This window comes from Liquorilactobacillus ghanensis DSM 18630 (assembly GCF_001435235.1).
Taxonomy (GTDB): Bacteria; Bacillota; Bacilli; order Lactobacillales; family Lactobacillaceae; genus Liquorilactobacillus; species Liquorilactobacillus ghanensis.
Genome location: NZ_AZGB01000027.1, coordinates 109,688 through 125,300, shown reverse-complemented (window position 1 = coordinate 125,300; position 15,613 = coordinate 109,688). Strand labels below are relative to the sequence as shown.

Here is a 15,613-nt window from a genome sequence, read left to right as displayed (position 1 = left end):
CAGAAGTTGCCACTTATTTCACCTCAAACAAGATTATTTAATATTATTATTCTAACATGTTTTCTAAGTTTTAATTAGGTTGGTCAACTAAGTTGATGTTTTATTGTATAATTAGCGCTGGACTTATAGATGATAAATTAATGAACTGATTTTTTGTTAGATGAGGTGAGGTTGATGAAAGGTAAATTAAAAGTTATATTGGAATTTGGTGGGGTAGTTTTAGTAGTCGCGTTAGTTGCTGTTTTTTTGCAGAGCTGTCGTTCACGAGCAGCAGCTAAATACCGCCAAACAGCGACACCAACTTTTTTCTTGCACGGTTATAGCAGCAGTTATCGAGCTGAACAGCAAATGACTGACAGTGCAGTTAAAGCTGGCGCTGCATCATTAGTTGTGCGGGCAAATGTTTCTGCAAACGGGAAGGTGACTTTAACCGGCAGTGGTTGGGGCAAAAAAACCCGCAATCCGCTGGTTGAGATTAATTTGGCAGCTAATCGCAACCGTAACTACCAAACGACGGCCGTTTGGGTACGCAAAGTTATTTTAGCAGAAGAAAAACTGCATCATTTCAAAGAATATAATTTTGTAGCGCACTCGATGGGGAATACCACGTTTATGAACTTTATTTTAAACCCAAAATTACAGGCTGGAATGCCTAAGTTAGCTAAGCAAGTGGCGCTGGCGGGCTCATTTAATGGAGTGTTGGGCTTAAATGATCACGTTAATTGGAATAAATTATTAGCAAATGGCCGGCCAGAACATTTAACGGACAATTACCGATATTTGATAACCAAACGGCAGAACTATCCTCAGCAGGCTGAAGTCTTGAATATTTATGGTGACCTGGAAAACGGGAGTAATTCAGATGGCCGGGTTTCGATAGCATCAGCTAGATCACTGGGTTATTTGATCAAAAATCGCAGCAAATCTTATCATGAAATTAAGATCAAAGGTAAGAAGGCGCAGCATAGTGCACTGCATAATAATCGACAGGTGGATCGTTATTTGATTAATTTCTTGTGGGGAAAGTAGTTAATGGTTTAAACTAATTTTAGTTTGCAGAAAAAATGTATTAATAAGGAAAAAGAGAGATTGAAAATGAAATTTGTAATTGCGCCCGATTCGTTTAAGGGGTCGCTGACAGCTAAACAGGCTGGTAAAGCCATGGCAACTGGTATTCGTCGTGTATTTCCAGCAACAGCAGCTGAAATTAGAGTCATACCGCAAGCAGATGGCGGCGAGGGGACAGTCCAATCGTTAGTTGATGCCACCAATGGACGACTACTGACGGCGAATGTTCATGATCCGTTGGGACGGGTAGTTGCGGCACATTATGGTATTTTAGGTAATAAAAAAACAGCGGTAATTGAGATGTCTGCTGCTAGTGGCTTGCAATATGTTAATCGTCAAGTACGCGATCCGCGAATTACTTCGACTTTTGGAACTGGGGAACTGATCGCAGCAGCCTTAGACCAAAATGTCAGTGAAATCATCATCGGACTGGGCGGCAGCGCGACTAATGATGGCGGTGCGGGGATGTTTCAAGCCTTGGGCGGTCATTTGTTGGATCGCCAAGGCCAAGAACTGGCTCGTGGAGGAGCAGCGTTAAAGCAGCTAGCCAAGATCGATGTTAGTTCATTGGACACCCGTTTGCAGAAAGTAAAAATCAAAATAGCTTCAGACGTGACTAATCCACTAACTGGACCGCAGGGAGCTTCATGGATCTTTGGACCACAAAAAGGAGCAACGACGGCCATAATTAAGCAATTAGATGATGCATTACGGCATTATGCGGCAATTATTGAGCAAGATTTGGGAGTCAAAGTTGTAGAATTACCGGGAGCAGGTGCAGCTGGTGGTTTGGGAGCGGGGTTATTAGCCTTTACTAAGGCTGAAATGTGTCATGGTGTTGACTTAGTGATTAAGTATACGGGGTTAAAACGGCAATTACAGCAAGCTGATATTGTTTTAACCGGTGAAGGTAAAGTGGATCTGCAGACTAAGTTCGGGAAAACACCTTTTGGAGTAGCTCAAGCTGCTAAGCAAATTGTGCCGCAAGCTCCGGTAATTGCACTAGCTGGTAATCTTGGACCTGGAATTAATGAGATTTGCCAAGCAACCGGAATTGATGCTGTTTTTACAACTCCAATTGGTGCCAAAAGTCTGCCGCGAGCTTTAAATGATGCTACCCATGACATTTCACTGACAGCTGAAAATGTTGCCCGCTTAATAAAAAAATTACAGAGCTAAATAAAAAAACGGTAAAACCAACTATGTAAGAGTTGATTTGCCGTTTTTAATTGATAAAGACTATTTTAAATTGGTTAATGCCTTAAAATCTTCATTTGATAATTTAATTTTAGCTGCTGCAATATTTTGCAATGCGTGTTCAACTGATTTGGTGCCAGGAATTGGCAGAATTACCTTACTGCGTTTAAGCAGCCAAGCAAGAGCAATTTGAGCTGGACTGGCTTGGTATTTCTTGGCAATTGAGCTCAATAAGTCGCCTTTGGTCAATTTTCCTGTAGCTAGTGGGAACCATGGAATAAAAGCCAAATGATGTTTTTCAGCATACTCTAAAACATCTTCATCACGCCGGTCAATTAAATTATACCGGTTCTGTACCGAAACGATCGGAACAAATTTTTGAGCAGTTTCTAGTTCTTTGACTGAAACTTGACTTAATCCAATGTGTTTGATTTTGCCTTCTTGCTGCATTTCAGCCAGTACACCTAGTTGATCAGCTAAAGGAACTGTCGGATCGATTCGGTGGAGTTGAAGAAGGTCGATATGATCTAAGCCAAGTGAAAATAAGTTCATTTCAACTTGTTGCCGCAAATATTCAGGACGACCATTAGGAGTCCATTTACCAGGCCCTTGCCGAGTAAAACCTACCTTGGTCGCAACCATTACCTGATTATCCGGGCGATTTTTTAGAGCTTGCCGTAGATATAAATTAGCAAATAACGGGCCGTAAGCATCGGCAGTATCAATAAAATCGACTCCATGGTCAATTACTGTTTCAATTACTTTAACAGCATTTTCTGGATCAGCTGAAGGACCCCAGACTCCTTGACCGGGCAGCTGCATAGTACCGTAACCTAGACGATTAACAAGCAATTCATTATCAAATTTAAATTTTTGTTCCACTTTTATCACCTCAATCGCAGTATACCTGATTTATGAGCGAGTGACTATTAATATGTGTCAACCAGAGCTTTTTTGTCGGTTGCTTTAGTCAAATATCGAAGTTTGTGAAAAATCTTAAGCATAATATATCCAAAATGATGATGTTTTTTTAGAAACATCACGGCCGAATCTTTAATTGCTGTTCCAGCTTAGATTATAGTAATAAATTAAAGCTTGGCATTTACTTTGGAAACTGTTTTAAATAGTTACTGGAAGTTATAGTATGCAAGCTAGCTATCATTTGCTGCAATTCTATAAAGATTTAGCTGTTTTCGGACTTAACGCGTGTGGTACAATGCTAGTAAGTTCAATGCAGGAAGGTGATATTCATGGATTTCAGAAAAGATGATCCAGCACTATGGGACGCAATTAAGCATGAAGAAGAACGGCAACAGGGAAATTTGGAACTGATTGCTTCAGAAAATATAGTTTCCAAAGCAGTTTTAGCGGCTCAAGGCAGTGTCTTGACTAATAAATATGCTGAAGGCTATCCAGGTAAACGTTATTATGGCGGCTGTGAGTACATAGATGTTGTTGAGAGTTTGGCAATTGACCGGGCAAAAAAATTATTTGGAGCGAAATTTGCCAATGTTCAACCACATTCCGGATCGCAGGCTAATGCAGCAGCTTATCAAGCATTAATTGAACCGGGCGATACAGTTTTGGGAATGGATTTGACAGCTGGCGGACATCTAACACACGGCTCCCCAGTTAATTTCAGTGGCCGAACTTACCATTTTGTTGCTTATGGGGTAGACAGAAAAACTGAAAAATTAGATTACGCAGCAATCGCTGAGTTGGCAAAAAAACATCAACCAAAATTAATCGTAGCTGGAGCAAGTGCTTATTCAAGAATTATTGATTTTGCCAAGTTTCGTGAAATTGCGGATGCAGTTGGTGCAAAATTAATGGTGGATATGGCGCATATTGCTGGTCTAGTGGCAGCGGGACTGCATCCGAGTCCAGTGCCATACGCTGATATTACAACAACGACGACTCATAAAACTTTACGCGGACCACGTGGCGGGATGTTGCTGACTAACGATCCGCAAATAGCTAAAAAAATTAATAGCGCAATTTTCCCAGGTTTACAAGGTGGACCGCTGGAACATGTAATCGCTGGTAAGGCAGCAGCTTTTTATGAAGCTTTGCAACCGGATTTTAAGGATTACAGTCAACAGATTATTAAGAATGCGCAAGCTATGGCTCAAGTTTTTGCTGATCATCCCAAAGCACGGATTATTTCCGGAGGTACTGATAATCACTTAATGCTGGTTGATATTCGTGGTTTCGGCTTAAATGGCAAACAAGCACAGAATGTTTTAGATTCAGTGCATATTACAGTCAATAAGAATACGATTCCTTTCGAAACGTTAAGCCCATTCAAAGCTAGCGGGATTCGTTTGGGAACCCCAGCAATTACTAGTCGTGGTTTTGATGAAAATGAAGCTCGGCAAGTTGCAGAATTGATCGTAAAAGTTTTGAGCGCACCAGAAGACAAAGCCGTTTTGGAAGCTGTTTCTCAGCAGGTCAAAGCTTTGACTGATGCTCATCCGTTGTATGCACCGGATGCTATTAGATAAATTTCAAATTGCCAGAATAAATATTTTAGTGTGGTAAGGTAAATCAAAACTGATAAGTAAAACTATTAATAGAGTTTTGTGTTTAAATCGAGTTAATTTTGTCAGCAGTGTTATTAAGGGAAAGTTGGATACTAATTTGTAAAAGATTGGGCAAAAACTTCATTTTGTCCAATCTTTTTTGGTAAACTTTCTTCTTGTAGAATTTTAATCAATGTAATTTTATAGGTGAGGGTACGACACACATTTAAAACCGAATAAATAAACGGTGACAAAAAACTATTATAACTATAAACTATTAAAAAAGGAGTGATTTTTTGTTTACCTATGCAGAGTTTACTTTAGGCAATGACCAAATTAAGTTGACATTACCGGATAAAAGGCAGGCCACTGACCTTTTTCAAGCAATTGAACATGATCGGCAAGAACTTGAGCGTTGGATGCCATGGACTAAGGCAACTAACTCGATTAAGGATGAAGAAAATTTTATCAACTATGCTCGCGAACAAGTTATTCAGAATAAGCTATTGGAGCTGGTAATTGTTATTAATAAAACAGCTGCTGGAATGGCAGATCTGCATAATATTGATTGGGAAAATCGGCGTGCGGAAGTGGGTTACTGGTTGTCTAGCGATTTTCAAGGTAGAGGAATTATGACAGAAACTGTTAAACGCTTGATAAAAACAGCTTTTGCTGATTGGTCGTTGCATAAGATTATCATTCAGGCTGATAATGAAAATTTGGCTAGTCAGGCAGTTGCGAGACGACTGGGTTTTAGTAAAGAAGCAGTTCTTAAAGAACAGCTTTATTCAGGGAAAGAGTTTCACGATTTGGTTGTGTATACACAATTGATAAATGATTGGAGCAAATGAAGTTAAAAACTGCCTATCAGTTAATAAAGGGACTGATAGGCAATTTTTTGACAACTATTTTAAATCTTTGACAGTTAAAAAACTCAATAGCTTAAAAATTAACAGAAAAATTATTAAAAAGCCAGCGCTTAGATAATGTCCTAGCTGAGTATTGGTTAGATAATCACCAATTAATGGTAAACGCATGGCAACGCCTAAAAAAGCAACTGCCAACAGAAAAGTAACAAACGGCAAAAAAGGTTTCTTTTCGGTTTGTTTCATAAACCAAAGTAAGCCTAGAATAGTGAAAATTAAAATTACACCGATACCAGGCCAAGCGGGCAAGTAAAATCGAAAGGGTGTTTTAACGAAAATGTTAATTAAAAAAATCGGTGCAAGTATCAGCATGCATGAGAACAATAAAATGAAAAATTTGATTATTTTATGATTTACAAGCCTTTTTTGCGGATAAATTGTATTACCGATGTACTTCAAAATTCCAAGGACTACTAAAGACACATAAATGCTTACCAAAATAATGTTTCCCAGGTCAACTGGTGTCTGTGGATTAACCAAAGTTGGTAAAAAGACGACTAAAAAATATGTTGAAATGGCAACTAATAATAATTTAATTAATTCAAAAGGTTTAACCGGGATAGCAGTTATTAGGTCATTTGCCAAGCTCTGCGTGTTTTTACCAAAATATTGTTCTGCTGGTATCCCGTCAGTTTGGGCGTCTAGCAGGTCTTCTAAAATTGTTATTAGAGCCGTTTCGATAGCATGTTCATCATGAACGAGTCCTTTAATCCGAATGTAAACTAATAAATCATCATAAAATTTCTTGTTTTGAGGGTCTAATTTTAGACGTAATTGATTATTTTTTTCAATTAATAGGGATGATTTCATTTTTTAGACTCCTTGTCTAATAATTTATTAACGACATTTTCAAGCTGGCGCCACTCATTAGTAAACTCATTTTTGGCTGTTATTCCAGCAGCTGTAATAAAGTAATATTTACGATCAGGTCCGGCTGGTGAGGACTGTATCCTCCCTTCAATTAGTCCGCGCTTTTCCATAGTTGTTAATAAAGGATAAATTGTTCCTTTAGGTATGGCGACTAGCCCATAATCATTGAGTTTTCTGCCAAGTCCATAACCGTATTCCGGCTGCTGATCAAGAATCAACAACATAATGCCTTGTAAAATGCCCTTTAAAATTTGACTTGAAATATCTTGTATCATAGATGATCATCTTCTTTAATATGCAAATGCACTTCTAACTTGCTTAACATACTATTAACTTATCAGTTTAATACTAGTTTGTAAAGCAAACTAGTGAAAAAATAATTTTTTGAAAAGAAAGGCAAAAAAAGAACCTGCATGCTGTATGCTCAGGTTCTAATTTTTATTAATTGTTTAATTAACCTAGACGACGGGTACGATAGCTGGCAGATCCAAAGCTTGCAGATAACCAGCCGGACCAGTTACAACTTGTGGAATAGCATTTACAGTTGGTGCAGCACTAGTTGCATAGCTTTCATCAAGTGGCATCATGCCGTTAATCGAGATATCAAGACTCGAAGGAATACCATTAATTATAATTTTGTTATCAATTTGAGGTTCCTTGATGAGATCATCACAAATTTTATGAACATAGATTAAAGAAACTTTTTCTTGACCATTAACGACACCAGTCATAGTAAAGCGATGACCATAAATAGTACCTGATTTCACAAGACCAAATTTGGGATGCAAGTCCGTGGGGGCAGTAAAATAATCATGTTTAGTTTTAACTTCATCAAATGTATATCCAAGTCGTTTGCCGATTTCATAAACGCCTGATACATAGTAAGAAACAATTCCTTGGGTTAAACGTTCATGCGGGAATTTTTCAGGATCCATTCCATATCCGAAAACTTTAACCCAACTGGAAGTATTATTTTGATCGTCTTCGCCGGACTGAACAATGATTTTATTGACTTGTCCCATAATTCCAGCCAAGATTACGGGAATATAAGATGCATATGCTCCCGGAAGTAATCCCGAAGGCAAGTAAGAGACGTTGTTTTGTTTAGCGATCGTGTCAATTTCATTAAACATTTGCGGATCAGTTGCTTGAGAAAAATAAATTGGTAGGGTAGTAATAACATTTTGCTTGAGTTGTAAAACATGAATAATTTCTTGAGCACTGGGAGAAAAACAGCCTTTTTCATCCCGCACCAAGGGAGTATAGTCTAAGACAACATCGGCATTGACTGTTTTGATTATTGTGTCAAGTTTATCAGAAACAGAGATTCCAGTTTTTTTAAAACCAAAAATTTCACCAGCATCTTTTCCAATTTTTTGTGGATCAACATCTACAGCACCAACTAATTCCAGTTGTTGACTGTTAATAATCATTCTGATTGCTGCCCGTCCAACGTTGCCTAATCCCCAAACAATTACACGATATTTTTTCAAATTAAGCCACCTCCAGCTTTATTCGCCTATAATGTAAACGCTTACTATAAATTAAATATATCATAAGAATTTACGAATGTAAATATAATGAATAATTGCTGCAAAGCAAATTACATTAAAAATGTGATGAGTCAGATATTTTGTGTAAATTAGCGCTTAAATAAAAATCTTGCTTTTATTTAATAAACATGTTAAATTAAAAGCATCGTATGCGACCTATAGTTGAGGAGGCGGAAATTATCACAAAGTCGGCGGATTTTTATGATGAATTATGTTTGAGTGTTTATACTACTAATCGTTATTTCCATCAGTTGTATGCTTTGGTGCTGCAAGACGATGAATTAACGTATTTACAATATATGGTTTTGTTGAATGTAGCACGGCAGCCTAATTGTTCCTTGGCTGATGTTTGCCAAACATTGGATTTGGATAATAACACGTTGACGCCAGTTACGCAGAAACTAATTCAAAAGGAATGGCTGCTCAAAGAACGATCAACAGCTGATCGGCGCCGGTGGATTTTGAAAATGACGCCGATGGCAATCAAGCGATTCAAAAAATTGCGCGAAAAGATTGAACATTTGCAAGCAAGATTAATTGGTGATTCAGCCAAAGAGTTTGAACAGATTTTGCAGCAGTCACATGCTTTGAATCAACGACTGCAGTTAGTACTTCAAGAAGGATTGAATTAAAACTTAAAGGAGCAGATTTAATGACTAATTATGACTATGATGTAATGTTTATTGGCAGCGGTCATGCTAATTGGCATGCCGCATTGGCTTTAAGAAAAGCAGGGAAAAAAGTTGTTTTAATTGAAAAAGACTTAATTGCCGGAACTTGTACTAATTACGGCTGCAATGCTAAGATTTTATTAGACGGGGCTGCTGATGTTTTGCACCAAGCTGCTGCTTACCAAGGAAAGGGAATTGCTGGTGACTTGAAAATTGATTGGTCAGACTTAATGAAATACAAGCACCAGACGATCAACCCACTTCACTTATTGTTGGAGAAACAATTTAAAGCCGCTGGAATTGAAATTATTGATGGAACTGCTGCTTTTGTTGATCAGCATACGGTTGAAGCCGCTGGTAAAACAATCAGTGCACAAGATATTATTATCGGTACTGGTCAAAGACCAAGCATCTTGCCAATTCCCGGTAAAGAATTGATGCACGACAGCCGCGACTTCTTGGATCTGCCTGAATTGCCTGCCCATATGACTTTTATCGGCGCAGGAATTATTTCCTTAGAGTTTGCAATGCTTGTTCAAGCAGCTGGCACACAAGTTACGATAATTGAGTTTGCTGAGACTGCTTTGCGTGGTTTCGAAAAGAAATATGTTGAACAAATTTTGCAGCAGATGCGTGATTTAGGAATTGAGCTGCATTTTAAAGAAGCTGTCCAAAGCGTTGAACAGCAAGATTCACGTTTGCTTGTTAAAACTGCTAGCGGTTTAGCAGTTACGACTGATTATGTAGTCGCTGGCACCGGCCGAATTCCTAATGTTGAAGAACTTAATTTAGACAAAGTTGGTGTTAAGTTTGATAAAACTGGAATTTTAGTTGATGATCACTTACAAACCAACGTTGAACATATCTACGCCAGTGGAGACGTAATTGCTAAAAGAATTCCTAAATTAACACCAACAGCTACTTTTGAATCAAATTATTTAGCAGCTTTATTAGCTGGTCAGACAACAGCCCCGATTAAATATCCGGCAGTTGCCAGTGTCGTCTTTACTTTGCCGCGGATCGCTCAGGTTGGAGTAACATCGGAACAAGCAGCCGCTCATCCAGATGATTATCAGATCGTTACGCTCCCATACGGTACAGTACTGCGTTTCCAGACAAAAAATGAACCAGCAGCTGAAGCAACCTTAGTTTTTGATCAGGATCATTACTTGGTTGGTGCAAGTGTTTATGGCGATGAAGCTCCAGAGTTGATTAACTTCTTAACGATGGTTATCAGCCAAAAGTTGACACAAGCCAAATTGAATCAGGCAGTTTTTGCTTTTCCTAGCCAAACAATCGGTTTATTGAGTATGTTGAGTCCATATTTGAAACAATTTTAAAAATTGAGAATTAATTGCTTTGCTGATACCTGCTTACGAGTGGGTATTTTTTTTGACTTAATAGGGAAGGTATATTTGAGTTAGAAATTTAAACACGCTTGGGCGAATTTTTAACTTCAATTTTATCGTATAAAAAAGGAGCAGATTTCTCTACTCCATAAAAATCTAATTTTTTTGGGAACATTATAATGTTACTGAGTATTCCTAAAAAACTTAAATTTTTAATGCATTCATAAACAGAATTTTTAATCTTCTTTTTGAGTTTTAGTCATCAAAGATAACTGATGATCGACAGTTTCCTTATGCTCCTCATAGTATTTTTCTACTTCTGAGAACGGTATCTGTTGAGAAGGCTTTCCAGCATAGGTTGTTATTTTAACCATATTACCCACTATATAGTATTTACTTGTTGAAGGGAGTACACCATCACCAAATTCACCGCCTGTAGAATCGGCGTAGTATTCCGCCGACACATCAGAACCATCTCCATTATTGTGCCATTCAACGAGTAATGTTGCTGCAACATGATCTGGGTCGAGTTTATTTGAAGAGGTTGTTGTTGAGTTCTTTTTAAAAGAAGTACCCTGATTATTAAAAATACTACTAAAGTTTTTGCTTACATCTGAATTTTTAGTTTCAGAAAAATGATACTTACCGTCTTCAGCTCCTTGATTTTGCATAGTAACTAATGCGACTGGTTGATTATTATGAATTGCGAAAAGATATAAATGAGCATTCATCGTTTCTTGATTTTCTGCATCTGAATACACGGCCACAACTTCATAATCCTTGTTACCTTTGCCGTTTTTTGAATACTCAATGGATACTGGAGTTCCATCTACAACTGTAGTATTTTTAGCTAACTCATTTGGATACCTAACCCCATAATAATTAACATTATTATCTGGTGTGTATTCTTTATAGATTTGGTTCATGCTTGGTCCCCATGCAGCAATGAACTGAGCTAATTGTCTATTTTTTTTGGTATTCCATAAAGTGTTTGCTGAAGGAGTAGTTTTACTTACAGAGCTTTTTGCTTTTTTGGAACTTTTCAATTGTTTTTTTATGCTAGTTGAACTCGATGAATTAGTATGATTATTTGAAGTAGTACATGCTGCAAGTACAAGTGAACTTAATAATATCCCCTCTAATACAAGTACCTTTTTCATAATATGTCTCCCCATTTTTGTAACGATGTTATCTGCTAAATTAGTAGATTTTTATATTCAAAAAAGTAAAACAAATATTTAGCCTCCATTATTATACAAAATAATATATAACTAATCAATAACAATAGAAGTACATTTTATGATAATTTTTGATGATGATTGTGAGACAATCATCTCTTTAGAGGGCATTAAATAGCATTGTACATGTGAATTTGAAATTTATTACATTTTTATATTTTATTTATATCTGAAAAAATATATAATGTAATGGAACTTAATATAGTGAAAAATTAATTTAATTAATCTCTTTTTATTAAAACGAGGTTCGTAAATTCAATGAAGGGAGCGTGATAGGCTAATAATGTTAGCTTAAATAGATATAATAGTTCATCAATACTGCCAAGAGTTACCTAATAGAAGTGTAGGAGAATAGAAATGTATAGAAGAATAGAAACACCATATAAAGTTAACCCTATAGGAGTATTAACCAAAAAAGATAATGTTTATGAGGATAAACAGGGCAATGTTTATACTTACAATGGGATTGAATATATTAAAATTGGATACAAACTAATGATACCAGATATTATGTTTAAAAATTTTGCCACGCTGGCTATAGCTTTAAGTTTATTGAATATTTTTGTTCCAAAAAGTAGTCACAATTCAGAGCAAGAAGATGAATTAAATTATCTACGTATTATGTTGCTGATTCTTTTTGCTATACTTACTTTTTATAGCATAGCTATAGGATGGATAGTTAATAAAGTAATATATCAATACAAAGAAAAAGTGGTAGATGCATTAATTAATAAAAAGTACCTTCGACTAATTGCTCCAAATGGTTGGTTTGTAATCGAAAATAAGGGTGCATTAAATTACTTAGTTTTGAGCACTCCATTTGCAATTATAATTTCATTAGCAAGTGCAGTTTTAGGCTTTGATGGGTTTGCAGAGTGGAATGCTTGTGCAGCAGTTGTTGATGCTGTTTGCTTTATATTTAACATAGTACTAAATTTATTATCCAAAGTTTGGAAATATTAAGTAGTAGTTCTTGGTTAGGTGTTCATAATTTTATTATTTTTGTAAACATTATTAGGTAGCAGGAAACAAACAACTTCTTTGATTAGGCTGGTTAACAAACGACCAGTCTTTTATAATGGACTTAGATAATTATTTTTTTGAATGGGGGATCGAAAATGGTAGTTGAAAAACGAGAATTGCCTTTTGAGAATAAGATGATTCAGTATTTAACCAGTATTGGCGGTTCAAAACAATGGCGCTATGTACCAGAAATTAAAACAACTGAGCAGTTATGGCATAACTTTAAACAAATATTAGAAGTTAATAATCAGGATCAACTACAACAAAAACAGTTATCATCAACCGAGTTTAATCAAGTAAAACAAGTAATTACTAATTTAGCAACACCTTATCAAGCTGGACAGTTTTTGTATGGTATGAATGGAAAATCACAGGTTGAGGTTGATCTTGACGATGGCCGGCATGTTTATTTAACGGTTTTTGATCAGGACAATATAGGGGCGGGAAATACTGTTTATCAGGTAGTTAATCAAATTGAACGTCCAGCAGTAGTTGCGGGCTTTCCCAATTGCCGGTTTGATACAACTTTACTGATTAATGGGTTGCCGATTATTCAAATTGAAGAAAAAGCAGATGGTCATGATGCTAAAGAAGCACTGAATCAAATGCACAAATACATAGTTCAACAACAATATAGCGGTATTTTTGCTACCTTGCAAATTTTAGTAGCTATTTTACCACATGATATTCGTTATATGGCTAACACCACTGCAGAATTATTTAATTTAGATTTTGCCTTCCATTGGCAACGAGAAAAAGATAATTTGCCGGTTTTTGATTGGCATGAATTTTGTGATCAAATGTTATCAATTCCCATGGCACACATGATGGCTACTAACTTTATGATTTTGGATGGTACAAAAAATCGCCAAATGTTAAAGGTAATGCGTTCTTATCAAGTTTATGCAACGCGGAAGGTATTAAATAAAATTCGTCAGCATACCTTTGGGATTGATTCGCAAGAATTAGGATACATTTGGCATACGACTGGTTCTGGAAAGACAATTAGTTCTTTTAAAACAGCTTGGTTAGCATCACGCCTACCCAATGTTGATAAAGTTGTTTTTTTGGTTGATCGGGTAGCTTTGACGGATCAGACGTTTTCTGAGTATCAGGCTTATGATCCAGATAGTGATGATAATAATCAAAATGGTGTAGTAACGGATACAGCTAATAAAGCTCGTTTATGGCAGCAATTGAAAATAAAATCGACTGGGATTATTGTGACTTCAACACAAAAAATGGATGGTTTAGCTCGTCAAGGACGCAAGTTGGATCGCCGGATTGTTTTTGTAGTTGACGAGGCACATCGTTCAACAGCGGGTGAAATGCTCCAGCGGATTAAAAAGGCTTTTCCAAATTCAGCTTGGGTCGGCTATACCGGCACACCGAGATTTGACCAAAAACAGGGACTGACAACACAACAGATTTTTGGTGATTTACTACATTCTTATACGATCAAAGCCGCAATTGCTGACAAAAATGTTTTAGGTTTTAAAGTTGATTTTGAAACAACCCTAGCCTCAAAAACATTAAAAGAAGCATATTTGCCGGAATATTTCAAACAACTTCATCCCCAATGGACAAATGAACAAATCCAAGTTCGAATCGAACATTTAAATCCAGACGACATGGATGATATGATTGAACCTAGTGTTTATGATTTTAATGAGGATCATATTCGCCTAGTGGTTAAAGATGTTTTGGCTAAATGGATCAGCCGTTCAAATAATTATCAATTCAATGCTTTATTTACCACGCATGTTGGCGGAGGTAAAGCATCAACTCCAATGGCAATTAAATATTATGATGAATTTTGCCGCCAAAATCGGAAATTAAAACGACCATTGAAAATTGCGGTAACATTTAGTCAGGCAACTAATAATGGTGACCAGCAATTAACAAATAATTTAGGACTGCATCGAGCGATTCAAGATTATAATCAACAATTTGGAACAAACTTTGATGATACTCAGGCTAAAGAGTATACAGCTGATGTAGTCGCTCGCTTAAATAAGACAATTGACGATGGAAATTATTTGGATTTAGTAATTGTTGTTGATCAATTATTGACTGGTTTTGATGCACCACAGCTTAATACTTTGTACGTTGATCGACTTTTGCAAGGCGCTAACTTGATTCAAGCCTATTCACGAACGAATCGAATCTTTGATTTACAGTCAAAACCATTTGGTCATATTGTGAATTATCGTTGGCCACAGCACAGTGAACAATTAATGAAGAAGGCTTTGGCAATTTATGCAAATCCGGATTCAGCGGATGTCCAACAAGAATTAAAGGGACTGGAGAGCACTGGGGTCTTAGCCAAGACTTATAAGGAATTAAAAGGAGAGTTAAAGCAAAAAGTAACGGAAATTAGTGATTTAACAACTGATTTTCAGGCAATTCCGCCAAGTGAGCATCAACAAGAACAGCTATACCAAGATCTTCAAAAGTACAATCACTTAATGGCACAATTGAAACAAGATGATCATTATGATGTTAAACATCCAGAAAAATTATTGCAAACGGTTGGATTAACGTCGGATCAAGAAGTTTTGCTGACAACAACATTTGCCAATCAATTGCGGAGGCAAGTGGCTGAGAGACATCATATTGAATTAAAAGATTTGACGCTCAAAATGGAACATGTTAAGGATATTCAAGTTGATTATGATTATTTGAATGAGTTATTGGCGCAGTTAGCTAATCAAGTTCATGAAAATGAAACAGCGGCTGCCAAGAAGACTCAAAAAGCTATTACATCGATTGCAGAACAGATTACTGATGACAGCTATCGGACAACCGTTCATAATTTCAGCCAAGCATTGCTGGATAACCAAGTTGAAATACCTGATTATCCGGTTAAGGGCAAGGATATTAATGAACTGATTACTAATCACCAGCAAAATGAATTACGAAGTCGAATTTTGGCTTTTAAGCGTCAGTGGGGGTTAATTGATATTCCTGATACGCAAAAAGTTAATCAACTAATTGAACAACATTCAGCAGGCGCCGATGATTTAAATCAAACTGGAGAATTAAATGATATAATTCGAGAAGCGCAAGAACTCTACGCGACCGACGCTGAGGACTTGAAAATCAAGCAATTGCCGAAATTAAAATATCGAACGCACTTACGGCGAGCGTTTAAAGAACTAGCTGATCACTTAAAAGAATAATGAAGGAGTTTTTA

The 15,613-nt window shown here is 36.8% G+C and carries 13 protein-coding genes; 8 read left to right on the top strand and 5 right to left on the bottom strand.

Annotation, left to right across the window (positions count from 1 at the left end; translation table 11 throughout):
• The first annotated feature begins 174 nt into the window (after nucleotides 1-174).
• Nucleotides 175-1,029, top strand: a complete 855-nt coding sequence (locus FC89_RS11095; RefSeq protein WP_057872609.1) for an alpha/beta hydrolase — start codon at nucleotides 175-177, stop codon at nucleotides 1,027-1,029.
• Between the two features lie 66 nt (nucleotides 1,030-1,095).
• The gene (locus FC89_RS11090) at nucleotides 1,096-2,247 is read left to right on the top strand and encodes a glycerate kinase family protein (protein ID WP_057872608.1); all 1,152 of its coding nucleotides are present in this window, start codon (nucleotides 1,096-1,098) and stop codon (nucleotides 2,245-2,247) included.
• Nucleotides 2,248-2,307: 60 nt separating this feature from the next.
• Here FC89_RS11090 and FC89_RS11085 read toward each other — a convergent pair whose 3' ends face one another.
• Nucleotides 2,308-3,147, bottom strand: coding sequence for an aldo/keto reductase (locus FC89_RS11085; protein WP_057872607.1), 840 nt, complete (start codon nucleotides 3,145-3,147; stop codon nucleotides 2,308-2,310).
• 368 nt (nucleotides 3,148-3,515) lie between these two features.
• Here FC89_RS11085 and glyA point away from each other — a divergent pair, with 368 nt between their 5' ends.
• Nucleotides 3,516-4,769, top strand: coding sequence for a serine hydroxymethyltransferase (gene glyA, locus FC89_RS11080; protein ID WP_057872606.1), 1,254 nt, complete (start codon nucleotides 3,516-3,518; stop codon nucleotides 4,767-4,769).
• Nucleotides 4,770-5,083: 314 nt separating this feature from the next.
• Nucleotides 5,084-5,638 (top strand): GNAT family N-acetyltransferase, encoded by a 555-nt coding sequence (locus tag FC89_RS11075; RefSeq protein ID WP_057872605.1) that lies wholly within the window; start codon nucleotides 5,084-5,086, stop codon nucleotides 5,636-5,638.
• A gap of 54 nt (nucleotides 5,639-5,692) precedes the next feature.
• Here the strand turns inward: FC89_RS11075 and FC89_RS11070 are convergent, their stop codons facing one another.
• The 3 genes from FC89_RS11070 to FC89_RS11060 form a co-directional block, all read right to left on the bottom strand.
• Nucleotides 5,693-6,523: a DUF1129 domain-containing protein gene (locus FC89_RS11070; RefSeq protein WP_057872604.1), complete on the bottom strand. Its 831-nt coding sequence runs from the start codon at nucleotides 6,521-6,523 to the stop codon at nucleotides 5,693-5,695.
• Entirely contained in the window at nucleotides 6,520-6,858 is a 339-nt protein-coding gene (locus tag FC89_RS11065; protein ID WP_057872603.1) for a PadR family transcriptional regulator, read from the bottom strand. The genes FC89_RS11070 and FC89_RS11065 overlap by 4 nt, the downstream gene beginning before the upstream one ends.
• A gap of 183 nt (nucleotides 6,859-7,041) precedes the next feature.
• Entirely contained in the window at nucleotides 7,042-8,076 is a 1,035-nt protein-coding gene (locus tag FC89_RS11060) for a hypothetical protein (RefSeq protein ID WP_057872602.1), read from the bottom strand.
• Nucleotides 8,077-8,285: 209 nt separating this feature from the next.
• Between FC89_RS11060 and FC89_RS11055 the strand changes: the two genes are divergently transcribed.
• On the top strand, nucleotides 8,286-8,768 hold the full coding sequence (locus FC89_RS11055) for a MarR family winged helix-turn-helix transcriptional regulator (RefSeq protein WP_057872601.1): 483 nt from the start codon (nucleotides 8,286-8,288) through the stop codon (nucleotides 8,766-8,768).
• Nucleotides 8,769-8,788: 20 nt separating this feature from the next.
• Nucleotides 8,789-10,147, top strand: coding sequence for a dihydrolipoyl dehydrogenase family protein (locus FC89_RS11050; protein WP_057872600.1), 1,359 nt, complete (start codon nucleotides 8,789-8,791; stop codon nucleotides 10,145-10,147).
• 245 nt (nucleotides 10,148-10,392) lie between these two features.
• Here FC89_RS11050 and FC89_RS11045 read toward each other — a convergent pair whose 3' ends face one another.
• On the bottom strand, nucleotides 10,393-11,316 hold the full coding sequence (locus FC89_RS11045; protein WP_057872599.1) for a DUF4767 domain-containing protein: 924 nt from the start codon (nucleotides 11,314-11,316) through the stop codon (nucleotides 10,393-10,395).
• Between the two features lie 435 nt (nucleotides 11,317-11,751).
• Here FC89_RS11045 and FC89_RS11040 point away from each other — a divergent pair, with 435 nt between their 5' ends.
• Together FC89_RS11040 and FC89_RS11035 are read left to right on the top strand one after the other, a co-directional pair.
• Complete coding sequence (locus tag FC89_RS11040; RefSeq protein WP_057872598.1) at nucleotides 11,752-12,357, top strand: hypothetical protein; 606 nt, start codon at nucleotides 11,752-11,754, stop codon at nucleotides 12,355-12,357.
• Between the two features lie 155 nt (nucleotides 12,358-12,512).
• Complete coding sequence (locus tag FC89_RS11035; protein WP_057872597.1) at nucleotides 12,513-15,599, top strand: type I restriction endonuclease subunit R; 3,087 nt, start codon at nucleotides 12,513-12,515, stop codon at nucleotides 15,597-15,599.
• The last annotated feature ends 14 nt before the right edge of the window (nucleotides 15,600-15,613 follow it).

Bases quoted from the DNA above. Each gene is read 5' to 3' on its own strand.
- FC89_RS11095 (WP_057872609.1), top strand. From the start codon at position 175: ATGAAAGGTAAATTAAAAGTTATATTGGAATTTGGTGGGGTAGTTTTA.
- FC89_RS11090 (WP_057872608.1), top strand. From the start codon at position 1,096: ATGAAATTTGTAATTGCGCCCGATTCGTTTAAGGGGTCGCTGACAGCT.
- FC89_RS11035 (WP_057872597.1), top strand. From the start codon at position 12,513: ATGGTAGTTGAAAAACGAGAATTGCCTTTTGAGAATAAGATGATTCAG.
- FC89_RS11055 (WP_057872601.1), top strand. From the start codon at position 8,286: ATGCGACCTATAGTTGAGGAGGCGGAAATTATCACAAAGTCGGCGGAT.
- FC89_RS11065 (WP_057872603.1), bottom strand. From the start codon at position 6,858: ATGATACAAGATATTTCAAGTCAAATTTTAAAGGGCATTTTACAAGGC.
- glyA (WP_057872606.1), top strand. From the start codon at position 3,516: ATGGATTTCAGAAAAGATGATCCAGCACTATGGGACGCAATTAAGCAT.
- FC89_RS11040 (WP_057872598.1), top strand. From the start codon at position 11,752: ATGTATAGAAGAATAGAAACACCATATAAAGTTAACCCTATAGGAGTA.
- FC89_RS11070 (WP_057872604.1), bottom strand. From the start codon at position 6,523: ATGAAATCATCCCTATTAATTGAAAAAAATAATCAATTACGTCTAAAA.
- FC89_RS11045 (WP_057872599.1), bottom strand. From the start codon at position 11,316: ATGAAAAAGGTACTTGTATTAGAGGGGATATTATTAAGTTCACTTGTA.
- FC89_RS11050 (WP_057872600.1), top strand. From the start codon at position 8,789: ATGACTAATTATGACTATGATGTAATGTTTATTGGCAGCGGTCATGCT.